The sequence below is a fragment of the Collinsella sp. TF10-11AT genome (assembly GCF_003437565.1).
Taxonomy (GTDB): Bacteria; Actinomycetota; Coriobacteriia; order Coriobacteriales; family Coriobacteriaceae; genus Collinsella.
In genome coordinates this window covers 107661-119422 of record NZ_QSQW01000004.1, presented here as the reverse complement: position 1 = coordinate 119422, position 11762 = coordinate 107661, and the positions used below count along the sequence as shown (strand labels likewise).

The window sequence follows — 11762 nt, the reverse complement described above, 5'->3', positions numbered from 1 at the left end:
TTTTCGATCTTGTCGACCAGGAGGATCATGGTGCCGCCTTTGACCTTGTGTGCCAATATGAAAAAAGGCCCCAACTTGCGTTGGAGCCTCATTCAATGCTCGGGTGGAGACGAGGGGGATCGAACCCCTGACCTCTTGACTGCCAGTCAAGCGCTCTCCCAGCTGAGCTACGCCCCCGTGACGAGGTAGTAGTATAGGGGAAGACCTTCTTTGATGCAAGGACTTTTTTGGGTTGTTGGGGTGACTTACGGGATTTTTGGGACTGGCCTTAAAATTTCACCCTGGCCTTCGGCCAGTGCGCAATTTTAAGGCCAGTCCCAAAAATCCCTGCTCCGTCCCGATAAAACCCTCACGCGAATAGGAATCCGATTGCGGTTCCTTGGTGGACGGTTATGTTGGCTGTTGTTCTTACTATGTTGCTGATGCCCGTGTCCGCCAACAGGCCCAGGGGGCTGTGGTCTAGCTCCCATTCTAGGCCGTGTTCGCTTACCTTGGTGTTGGGGACAATGGCGATGATGGAGAATGTCTTGCCTTCGGCACCTTCGATAGCCCACGATTCGCCTCTGTGCAGAATGCGGGCCGTGGTCTCGTCCTCGACAATCCAGACGGGGGCCTCTTTGTAGCTGGCTAGTAGACCTAGGACGCTTAGGGCCATGTCCGGGCGGCCACCCGTGGCGCAAGTCGCCACCACTTCGGCACCTGGCCAGCGGCGACGGACGGAATCGAGGGCCAGTGCTAAATCGGTATAGTCCTTGTACGGGTCGTGGCGCTCTACCTCAAAGGCTTCGGTGGCATCGACCAACGCACGACCCGCATCGCTCACCGTGTCGGCATCCCCCACATAAACGTCGCAGCCCAGACCGGCGCCCAGCAGCGCGTCGAGTCCGCGGTCCACGGCGACAACGTGATCGCACTCCCCTGCTAACCTACGCAATAGATCCTCGCTCGCCAACACGGGCGAGCCACAGACTATTAGTACTTTGCAAGCCACAGACCTCGCCTATCCCTCAAACGAAAGCACGCGAGCCAAATCCAGCTCCTCGTAGCTGTCGATAAAGATATCGCAGTTGGCGCGCATGTCGTCGCGCTTCATGCGGCCGTGCGGGTCATAAATACCCACACGTTTAAAGCCGGCGGTCCCAGAGCTCTTAAGGCCAAAGACCGCGTCCTCAAACACCCACGCGCGCTCAAACTTGCACCCATGGCGCTCCTCCAGGCGGCGCAGCGCCAGCTCGTACACATCGGGGAACTGCTTGGAACGTCCTGCCTCACCCGTCGTGTTAACAAACTCCATGTAAGCGTCGAGCCCGGCTCCAGCGAGCGCGGACTGCACCAGCGCGGCCGGCGTGGACGTGGCCACGCACATGGCAATACCGGCCTCCTGGGCCTGCTTCAAAAATGCAAGGAGACCCTCGCGTGGCGGCACCTTAGAATAGCCATCGATCAGAATGTCGCTCAGCTCGCGATACAGTTCCTCGCCATTCGCTCCAATGCCCCAGGTGTCGTGGTAGGCCTGGCACTCATCCTCGAGCGACAAATGCTCAAACTGGGCAAAATCGTCGACCGTCACGTCAATACCGTGGCGGTGCAATAACTCGGGCTGGGCATAGGCCCAAACGGGGGTGCTATTAACCAGTGTGCCGTCGCAATCGAAAATAAAAGCGACATTGTGAGCGGCGGTCTGGGACATAAACATACCTTTCGATGTCAAATGGTAAACAACCTGCTAAAAACGTTTTACCAAACGTTAATCTACTAGTCTAGAAACCCTATTTGATAAAACTGTCAAGAGTTTTACCAACGCAATTCTGCCAGTGGTATAAACATGGCGCTCGCCGATTAAACGCCGCCGCAAATCCACTTTTCTCCATAAAAGTAACGAACAGGTGTTATCGTATTTCGTGCCGAAAGTTCCACCGAGCACGCGAGGTGGAACGAATCATAGAACTATCGCCGTCCCCTCGATTCGTGCAGCCTTGGACCTTTCGCATCTAGTCACCAAGGCAACACGCTGCCGCGTCATGATGGGATCAAACGTGAGCGATACAAAGCTAAAGCCAGCAACCAAAAAGCCTGCTACCCGTAAAGCCGCCCCGCACGCACCGGAGCTCTCTAAGGACGATGTCTACCTGTTTGGCATTGGCATGTGGGAGCGCAGCTGGGAAAAGATGGGCGCGCACCCCGACACGCAGAACCGTACGCGCGGCTGGCGCTTTTGCGTTTGGGCGCCCGATGTAAAGAGCGTGCATGTCATTGGCGAATTTAACGACTGGGATGAAGAAGCCAACCCGTTGGTGCCCGTGCATACGAGCGCTATTTGGGAAGGCTTTATTCCTGGCGCCGAGCAGGGCCAACTCTATAAATATCTCATCGAGACCAACGAGGGCGAAAAGCTCTACAAGGCCGATCCGTATGCCTTTAAGGCCGAGTGCCCTCCGGGTACTGCGAGCGTGCTGTGGACACTCGACGGCTATAAGTGGAACGATGCCGCGTGGCTCAAGCGCCGCGCTGACCACAACCACATGTCGCAGCCGCTCAACATCTACGAGGTACATATCGGATCGTGGAAGCGCCACGGCGATACGCCGCAGGGCGAGCCGGACGAGTACGGCAACTACCCAGGCCCCATGGACCCCTTCCCCGCACAGCGCGGCGAGTTTTACACCTACGACGATCTGTCGGTAGAGCTCGTGGACTACGTGCGCGACATGGGCTACACGCATATCGAGGTCATGCCGCTCATGGAGCATCCCTTCGATGGCTCCTGGGGCTATCAGACGACCGGCTACTATGCCGCCACGTCGCGCTACGGCAACCCGCAGCAGCTCATGCACTTTATCGATGCGTGCCACGAGGCAGGCATTGGCGTGATCATGGACTGGGTACCCGGCGGTTTTTGCGCCGACTCCCACGGCCTTGCCACCTTTAACGGCCACATGCTGTTTGAGCACGAGATTCACCCCAACTGGGGAACGCACAAGTTTGACTTCGCCCGCGGCGAGGTCCGCTCCTTCCTGGTCTCCAACGTGCTGTATTGGCTCGAGAACTTCCATGTTGACGGCATTCGCATGGACGGCGTGTCCAGCATGCTGTACCTCAACTTTGGCATCGACGATCCCGGCCAAAAGAAGTTCAACAAATACGGTACCGAGGAGGACCTGGACGCCAGCGCGTTTATCCGCCAGGTCAACTGCGCCGTGGAGGCCCACTTCCCTGACGTGATGATGATGGCCGAGGAGTCCACCGCGTGGCCGCTCGTGACCTATCCGCCGCAGGACGGCGGCCTGGGCTTCCACTACAAGTGGGACATGGGCTGGATGAACGACACCCTGCACTACATGCAGACCGATTTTCCGTGGCGCCCCGGCAACCACGGGCTGCTCACGTTCTCCATCATGTACGCCTTTACCGAGAACTTTATTTGCCCGCTGAGCCACGACGAGGTCGTCCACGGCAAGTGCTCGCTCATCGGCCGCATGCCGGGCGACTGGTGGCGCCAGTTTGCCGGCCTGCGCACGCTGGCTTTCTACCAGATGACGCACCCCGGCGCCAAGCTCAACTTTATGGGCAACGAGATCGGCCAGTTTATTGAGTGGCGCTACTACGAGTCCATCCAGTGGTTCCTAACCGAGGAGTACGAGACCCACCGTCATCATCAGGCGTTTATCAAGGCGCTCAACCACCTGTACACCGCCGAGCCCGCCCTGTACGAGCGCGGCTACAACGACGACGGCTTTACCTGGATCGACGCGGACAACTCCAAGCAGTCCATCGTGAGCTTTGTGCGCCAGGGCGAGGACGTCGATGACGACCTGGTGATCCTGATCAACTTTGATCCGGCAAGCTACGAGAGCTTCCGTGTGGGCGTGCCGCGCGAGGGTGACTGGGAGGTCATCTTCGATTCCGACCGTCCCGAGTTCGGTGGCAGCGGATACGCCGGTGAGGAGCCCTACACCTGCTCGAGCGAGCCCTATCCCTGGAACGGGCAAATGGACTCCATCGAGATTAAGGTTCCCGGCCTGGCAGGCGTGGTGCTTAAGCGCCGTGGTCCCAGCAGCTACAAGCCGCCCGTGGTCGAGGAGCCCAAGAAGGCAACGCGCAAGCGTACGTCCTCGGTGAAGCCCAAGGCCGCGGTTGCTAAGAAGGCTCCGGCCAAGACGAAGGCGACCAAGCCCGCCGCCAAGGCTTCGGCCAAGTCCGCCACGGCCAAAAAGGCAGCCACTAAAAAGGCTGCTCCCAAGGCCAAGGCAGCCGCTGTTAAGGCTTCTGCCAAGAAAGCGTAACAAAGGCGTTACCACTGTAATTACCCGCCCCGCGGGGGCGTAGGATACAAGTCATAACCGTTCCGGGAGAAACATCCCCGGGGGAAAGGAACGTATGAATAAGATCTTCGACAACAAGCAGGAGTTTACCGAGCTCTATCGCGATGCCGTCATGAGCATCAGTGGCAAGAGCGTCGAGACCGCGAGCGACCTCGATCGCTTTAACGCCCTGGCCAAGCTCGTGGCCGAGAAGGCGCGCACCGTTGCCACCAAGAGTGACGCCCGCGTCACCGCCGAGGGCAAGAAGCGCGTGTACTACTTCTCGATCGAGTTTTTGATCGGCCGTCTGCTCGACAACTACCTGCTCAACTTTGGCGTGCGCGACATGGTCGCCGAGGCGCTCGACGACATGGGCTTCGACCTTTCCGTTATCGAGAACCAGGAGCCCGATCCGGCTCTGGGCAACGGTGGCCTGGGCCGTCTGGCCGCATGCTTCCTGGATTCCATGGCTGCCGAGGGCATTGCCGGCTACGGCAACGGCATGCGCTATCGCTACGGCCTGTTTAAGCAGGAGATCGTCAATGGCAGTCAGGTCGAGACCACCGACGAGTGGCTCACCCACGGCTATCCCTGGGAAGTCCGTCGTCAGGACAAGGCCGTGACCATCAAGTTTGGTGGCCATGTCGAGGGCTTTGAGGAGGACGGCCGCACGTACTACCGCACGGTGGATACGCAGGACATCCTGGCTGTCCCCTACGATATCCCCGTGGTGGGCTATGCCGGCGAGACCGTCAACAAGCTGCGCGTCTGGGCTGCCGAGCCGGTCGAGGAGCACTTTGACCTGGAGGCCTTCAACCGCGGCGACTACGCCCTGGCCGACGCCGAGCGCGCCGAGGCCGAGGCCATCAGCGCCATCCTCTACCCCAACGACGCCGGCGAGCACGGCCGTCTGCTGCGCCTGAAGCAGGAGTACCTGTTTGTGTCGGCCGGCATCTACAGCCTGCTCGACACCTTTGAGAAGGAGCACGGCGAGAACTGGGAGCTGCTGCCGCAGTTTGTGGCCATCCACACCAACGATACGCACCCCGCCATGTGCGGCCCCGAGCTCATGCGCATCCTCATTGACGAGAAGAAGCTCGAGTGGGACGACGCCTGGAACATCGTGACGCAGGTCGTGAGCTACACCAACCACACCATCCTGCCCGAGGCTCTGGAGAAGTGGCCCATCGGCACGTTCTCCAAGCTCCTCCCCCGCGTGTACCAGATCATCGACGAGATCAGCCGTCGTTGGCACGAGTCGTTCGACACCACGCAGGAGGGCTGGCAGGAGCGTCTGCGCCAGACCGCCATTCTGTGGGACGGCGAGATTCGCATGGCCAACCTGTCTGTGATCTGCAGCCACAGCGTCAACGGCGTGGCAAAGATCCACTCCGACATCATCAAGAACATCGTGCTCAAGGACTTCTATGCCCTGACGCCCGAGAAGTTCAACAACAAGACCAACGGCATCTCGCACCGTCGCTTCTTTGCCGAGGCCAACCCCACCTACGCCAAGCTCGTGACCGAGGCCATTGGCGACGGCTGGCTCAAGGACGCCTTTGAGCTGGAGAAGCTCAAAGAGTTCCAGAACGACACCGAGTTCCTGAAGGCCGTGGGTGCCTCCAAGCGCGCTAACAAGGAGCGCCTGGCCGCCTACGTTAAGGCCGAGACCGGTCTGGTCATTGACCCCAACACCGTCTTCGATGTTCAGGTTAAGCGCTTCCATGCCTACAAGCGCCAGCTCATGAATATCATGAAGGTGATGGACATCTACAACCGTCGCATCGCCGATCCCAACTTCCACGTGACGCCGACGACCTTCATCTTTAGCGGCAAGGCCGCCTCGAGCTACACCTTTGCCAAGGAGACCATCCGCCTCATTAACTCCGTGGCCGACGTCATCAACAACGATGCCCGCGTCAATGAGGTCATGAAGGTCTGCTTTATCCCCAACTTCCGCGTGAGCAACGCCCAGCTCATCTACCCCGCCGCCGAGATCTCGGAGCAGATCTCCACGGCCGGCAAGGAGGCCTCGGGCACGTCCAACATGAAGCTCATGATGAACGGCGCCATTACGCTGGGTACCCTTGACGGCGCCAACATCGAGATCGCCGATCTGGCCGGCCGCGAGAACGAGGCCATCTTTGGCCTGACCGCCCCCGAGGTCGAGCAGCTTTGGGCATCCAACAGCTACTTTGCGTGGGATACCCTCAACGGCGACCGCGAGCGTCTGGGCCGCGTGATGAACGAGCTCAAGGACAACACGTTTGCGGGTCTTTCGGGCAACTTCGAGAGCATCTACAACGAGCTCATGAACAACAACGACCCCGACCTAGTCATGGCTGACTTCCGTAGCTACGTGGATGCATGGGAGAACCTCACGGGCAGCTACGGCGACCAGGAGACCTGGAACCGCAAGGCCCTGCTCAACACCGCCTCGAGTGGCTGGTTCTCGTCCGACCGCACCATTCGCGAGTATCGCGACGAGATCTGGCACGCATAAAGCGCGCGAGCTCCCTTTGCCGCACGGCATTACTCGACGGGCGTGACAGTGTGCCGCGCCCGTCGCTAATGGGTTAGGAACATGGATGACAGAAGGAGAAATCGATGAGTAAGAAAGAATGCATCGCGATGCTCCTCGCAGGAGGACAGGGCAGCCGATTGGGGGCACTCACCCAAAAGATCGCCAAGCCGGCGGTTAGCTTTGGTGGCAAGTTCCGCATTATCGACTTTTCGCTGTCCAACTGCTCCAACTCGGGCATCGACACGGTGGGCGTTCTGACGCAGTACCGTCCCTACCTGCTGCATGCCTACGTGGGCTCCGGCGAGGCGTGGGATCTGGACAGCCGCGACGGCGGCGTGTCGATCCTGCCGCCGTACGAGACGCAGACCGGCGGCGCCTGGTATGCGGGCACGGCCGACGCCATTACGCAGAACCTCGACTACATCAAGGCGAACGACCCCAAGTACGTTCTGATTCTTTCGGGCGATCACCTGTATCGCATGGACTACCGCAAGATGCTCAAGACGCACATTGAGAACAACGCCGACCTCACGGTGAGCGTTATGCCCGTGCCGTGGGAGGAGGCCAGCCGCTTTGGCATCCTGACCACCGACCCCGAGGACGGCCGCATCACCAAGTTCACCGAGAAGCCCGAGAAACCCGATTCGAACCTTGCGTCCATGGGCATCTACATCTTCTCGGCCGACGTGCTGATCGAGGCGCTCGAGGAGGACGCTCAGGACCAGCGCTCGAGCCACGACTTTGGCAAGGACATCATCCCCAAGCTGCTCGGCGAGAACAAGCGCCTGTACAGCTACGAGTTCCACGGCTTTTGGAAGGACGTCGGCACTATCGCCAGCTTCCACGAGACCTCGATGGACCTGCTGGGCAACAACCCCGAGTTCGATCTGTTTGACAAGAACTTCCCCATTATGTCCAACATCACCACGCGTCCGCCGCACTACATTGGCCCGGACGGCCGTCTGGACGACTGCCTAGTCTCCAACGGCTGCAAGATCTACGGCACCGCTCGCCACTCGATCCTTTCGACCGATGTCATCATCGAGGAGCGCGCCGTGGTCGAGGACTCCGTGCTGCTGCCGGGTGCGCACGTTAAGAGCGGCGCGCACATCTGCCGCGCTATTTTGGGCGAGAACTCCACGGTCGAAGAGGGCGTGAAGCTCGGCTCTGTCGATACCACCAAGGATACGGCCGTCGTTGGAAATGACGTCGTTATCGGGAAGGGGGAATGATCCGATGATCAATCGCAAGGCCATCGGTTATATCACCGCTAACTACTCTTCGACCTACGGCAGCGTCCTGCTCAAGGACCGCCCCATCGCGTCCGTTCCGTTTTTGGGCCGCTACCGCCTGATCGACTTCCCGCTGTCCAACATGATGAATGCCGGCATTAAGACCGTCGGCGTCGTCATGCCGGGTAACTACCGCTCGCTGATCGACCATGTGGGCTCGGGTAAGGACTGGGGCCTGGACCGCAAGAAGGGCGGCCTGTTCATGGTGCCCGGCAACGCGTATGGCACCACCAAGGGCGGCATGCGCTTCCTGCTGCGCGACATCATCTCCAACAAGACGCTGTTCCAGCGCTCGGAGAATCCCTATGTCGTGATGATGGGCACCAACATCATCTTTAACATGGACCTCAACACCATCATCGAAGCGCACGAGAACTCCGGTGCCCAGATGACCGTGGTGTACTGCAAGGCCACGCGCAATGTCGAGGACGAGACCAAACTCGAGATTAACGAGAACGGCCGCCTGACGGGCGTGAGCGCCGGCGTCGCGTACGGCGACAACGCCTCCATGGACTGCTGCATCGTCAACCGCGAGACGCTCCTCGAGATCATCGACCACTACCAGGCCGCCGACTATCTGGACCTGCTCGAGGCACTCCAGGGCGACTTTGGCAACATCGACGTGTGCAGCTACGAGTACAAGGGCGAGGTCGTGGGCGTGTTTAGCGAGAAGTCGCTGTATCGCCGTAGCATGGACCTGCTCGACCAGACCGTGGCCGACCAGCTCTTTGACCCCGAGCGCCCGATCCTGACCAAGGCTCACGACGTGCCGCCTTCGCGCTATGCGACCGGCAGCCACGCGTGCAACTCGATCATCTCGGCCGGCTGCATCATCAAGGGCACCGTGCGCAACTCGATCCTGTCGCGCGGCGTTGTGGTCGAGGAAGGCGCTTCGGTCACCAATTCGATCATCAACCAGAGCTGCATCATCAAGAGCGGCGCCCGCGTTGAGAACGCCATTCTGGACAAAAACAACGTGGTTCCCACCAACACCGAGCTTCGCGGCACGCCCGAGAACATCCTGGTGCTGGGCAAGGCTCCGTTAACTTGCGACACCACCATCGTACGTTAACGTTGGCACCGCAACATCGCTCGTAACATGTAGAATAGCCGCCCGGTTTGTGCCAGGCGGCTATTCTCGAATTGCAACATGGGAGACAATATGGCAGATTCCAGCAAAAAGATGCAGATCGTGTTTGCCTCGGCCGAGTGCGCACCGTTTGTGAAGACCGGTGGCCTGGGCGACGTGGCGGGCTCGCTGCCTGCGGCGCTTGTGCGCGCCGGCGCCGAGGTCATCGTCATGGTGCCCAAGTACGCCACCATCAAGGACGAGTACAAGGCGCAGATGGAGCACTTCTCCGACTTTTACGTGAGCTTGGGCTGGCGCAACGAGTACTGCGGGCTCGAGAAGCTCGAGCACGACGGCGTCACCTATATGTTCATCGACAACGAGCGCTACTTTGCGCGCGACTATCCGTACGGCTTCTTTGACGACGGCGAGCGCTTTGCGTTCTTCTCCAAGGCCATCACCGAGAGCCTGCAGCACTTGCCCGCCGGCTTTGAGTGCGACATCCTGCACTGCAACGACTGGCAGACGGCACTGGCGCCCGTGTTTTTGCGCGAGTTCTACCAGGGCCTGCCGCTGTACGACCGCGTAAAGACCGTGTTCTCGATCCACAACGTGGCGTTCCAGGGCCAGTTTAGCGACACCGTGATGGAGGACATCCTGGGCGTGGCGCATATTCCGGCGGCCGCCTCGCAGCTGCGTTGCGACGCCTGCAGCATCAACTACATGCTGGGCGCGCTGCGCTATGCCGATGCCATCACCACGGTGAGCCCCACCTATGCCAACGAGATCCAGACGCCCGAATTTGGCGAGGGCCTGGACGGTGTGCTGCGCGAGCGCTCCTATGCGCTACAGGGCATTTTGAACGGCATTGACGTGGCAGGCTTTGACCCGGCGACCGACAAGCGCATTGCCGCCAACTACACCGTCGAGGACCGTTCCGGCAAGGCCGTGTGCAAGGCCAAGCTGCAGGAAGAGCTGGGGCTCGAGGTTCGCGACGACCGTCCGCTCATGGTGATGGTCACGCGCCTGACGCGCCAAAAGGGCATGGACCTGGTCATGTACGCACTCGACCGCATCCTGGCCGGCGGCGTGCAGGTGGCCGTGCTGGGTACCGGCGACCGCGACTACGAGGACGGTCTGCGCTACTTCCAGGACAAGTACCCCGGCACCATGGCCGCGCGCATCGAGTTCGATCCGGCGCTGTCGCAGCGCATGTATGCCGCCGCCGACATGTTCCTGATGCCTTCGAAGTTTGAGCCCTGTGGCCTGTCGCAGATCATCGCCATGCGCTACGGTACGCTGCCCATCGTGCGCGAGACCGGTGGCCTGAAGGACACCGTGATCCCGTATAACGAGTTTACCGGCGAGGGCACGGGCTTCTCGTTTAGCAACTTTAACGGCGACGAGATGGGCGACGCCGTGTTCCGCGCGGCACGCCTGTTCTGGGACAACCGTGACGCCTGGAACCAACTGGTCACGCAGGCCATGAGCCAGGACTTTAGCTGGACGCGCTCGGCCGACAAGTATCTGGATCTGTACTTCTTTATGCACCCGGAGATCAAGAGGCCGGCGGCGGTTGTCGACGAGCCTGTGGTTGTGGCTGAGAAGGCTGAGGCCGAGCCCGAGCCCCAGGCCGAGGTTGTGGCCAAGCCCGAGCCTAAGGCTGAGGAGAAGCCGGTTGAGGCTAAATCTGAGGTGAAGGTTGAGACAGCTCCCGAGGCTGCTCCCGAGGCTGAGGCTAAGCCGGCTGCGAAGCCTGCTGCCAAGAAGACCACGACGCGCAAGACGACGGCCAAGAAGGCTACGACAACCAAGGCCGCTGCCACCAAGACCACCGCTGCCAAGGCAACTACCGCCAAGGCAACGACTACGCGCAAGCGCACGACCGCCGCTGCCAAGAAGGCCGCCGAGGCCGAGGCTGCTCCCGAGGTAAAGGCCGAGACCGCCGAGACCAAGCCGGCCAAGAAGACTCCGGCCAAGACTGCAGCCAAGAAGACGACCGCGACCAAGACCACGACCGCCAAGAAGGCCACGGTCACAAAGTCGACCAAAACCAAGGCTGCCGCAAAGCCGGCCGCCAAGGTCGAGGAGACGCCTGCCGAGTCCAAGGCCGAGGCAGCTGTCGAGGCCAAGCCGGCCGCCAAAACCACAACGCGCAAGCGCGCTACGACGACGGTCAAAAAGGCCACGGCCAAGACCGCTGCTCCCAAGGCAGAGGCTAAGGCCGAGGAAAAGCCCGCAGTAAAGGCCGAGCCGACTCCGAAGGCCGCTGAGGTCAAGACCGCTCCGAAGGCTACGGCAAAGACCGAGCCCGCCAAGGAGGTCTCGGTCTCCCCCGCCGCTCCCACTGAGGAAAAGGCTCCTACCAAGAAGACCTCCGTCCGCAAGGCAACGGCCGCCCGCAAGCGCCGCTAATCCGGACGATTAAAACTTAATCCTCAACGCAAAAGAGGGCGCTCAACCAGGCGTCCTCTTTTGCGTTGAACTTCTCTATTAAAAAGAGGGCTGGTTTACTACGACAAAATGGCTCCGGCCGACCACGGCTGGTAATCTACGAAATTGGCAACGCCTCTACC

Annotated in this window: 7 protein-coding genes and 1 tRNA gene; 5 read left to right on the top strand and 3 right to left on the bottom strand. The window is 60.3% G+C overall.

Features of this window, described 5'->3' with window-relative positions; all coding sequences use genetic code 11:
* Nucleotides 1–104: 104 nt before the first annotated feature.
* From DXC99_RS04275 to DXC99_RS04265, 3 genes are all read right to left on the bottom strand, one after another.
* Nucleotides 105–177: transfer RNA gene (locus tag DXC99_RS04275), tRNA-Ala, on the bottom strand.
* Between the two features lie 172 nt (nt 178–349).
* Nucleotides 350–991 (bottom strand): thiamine diphosphokinase, encoded by a 642-nt coding sequence (locus DXC99_RS04270; protein WP_117629357.1) that lies wholly within the window; start codon nt 989–991, stop codon nt 350–352.
* A 9-nt stretch (nt 992–1000) separates the two neighbouring features.
* On the bottom strand, nt 1001–1690 hold the full coding sequence (locus DXC99_RS04265; protein WP_117629402.1) for an HAD family phosphatase: 690 nt from the start codon (nt 1688–1690) through the stop codon (nt 1001–1003).
* 454 nt (nt 1691–2144) lie between these two features.
* On the opposite strand from DXC99_RS04265, the gene glgB reads away from it, so the two are divergent.
* The 5 genes from glgB (at nt 2145) to glgA (ending at nt 11601) form a co-directional block, all read left to right on the top strand.
* Nucleotides 2145–4283: a 1,4-alpha-glucan branching protein GlgB gene (glgB, locus tag DXC99_RS04260; protein ID WP_233505671.1), complete on the top strand. Its 2139-nt coding sequence runs from the start codon at nt 2145–2147 to the stop codon at nt 4281–4283.
* A gap of 94 nt (nt 4284–4377) precedes the next feature.
* The gene (locus tag DXC99_RS04255; RefSeq protein ID WP_117629355.1) at nt 4378–6804 is read left to right on the top strand and encodes a glycogen/starch/alpha-glucan phosphorylase; all 2427 of its coding nucleotides are present in this window, start codon (nt 4378–4380) and stop codon (nt 6802–6804) included.
* A 104-nt stretch (nt 6805–6908) separates the two neighbouring features.
* Nucleotides 6909–8057, top strand: a complete 1149-nt coding sequence (locus DXC99_RS04250) for a glucose-1-phosphate adenylyltransferase (RefSeq protein ID WP_117629354.1) — start codon at nt 6909–6911, stop codon at nt 8055–8057.
* 4 nt (nt 8058–8061) lie between these two features.
* A complete protein-coding gene (gene glgD / locus DXC99_RS04245) occupies nt 8062–9189 on the top strand; it encodes a glucose-1-phosphate adenylyltransferase subunit GlgD (RefSeq protein WP_117629353.1) in 1128 nt (375 codons plus the stop codon).
* A 90-nt stretch (nt 9190–9279) separates the two neighbouring features.
* The gene (gene glgA / locus DXC99_RS04240) at nt 9280–11601 is read left to right on the top strand and encodes a glycogen synthase GlgA (protein ID WP_199408866.1); all 2322 of its coding nucleotides are present in this window, start codon (nt 9280–9282) and stop codon (nt 11599–11601) included.
* Nucleotides 11602–11762 lie beyond the last annotated feature (161 nt).

Bases quoted from the DNA above. Each gene is read 5' to 3' on its own strand.
- DXC99_RS04265 (WP_117629402.1), bottom strand. From the start codon at position 1,690: ATGTCCCAGACCGCCGCTCACAATGTCGCTTTTATTTTCGATTGCGAC.
- glgB (WP_233505671.1), top strand. From the start codon at position 2,145: ATGTGGGAGCGCAGCTGGGAAAAGATGGGCGCGCACCCCGACACGCAG.
- DXC99_RS04255 (WP_117629355.1), top strand. From the start codon at position 4,378: ATGAATAAGATCTTCGACAACAAGCAGGAGTTTACCGAGCTCTATCGC.
- DXC99_RS04250 (WP_117629354.1), top strand. From the start codon at position 6,909: ATGAGTAAGAAAGAATGCATCGCGATGCTCCTCGCAGGAGGACAGGGC.
- glgD (WP_117629353.1), top strand. From the start codon at position 8,062: ATGATCAATCGCAAGGCCATCGGTTATATCACCGCTAACTACTCTTCG.
- glgA (WP_199408866.1), top strand. From the start codon at position 9,280: ATGGCAGATTCCAGCAAAAAGATGCAGATCGTGTTTGCCTCGGCCGAG.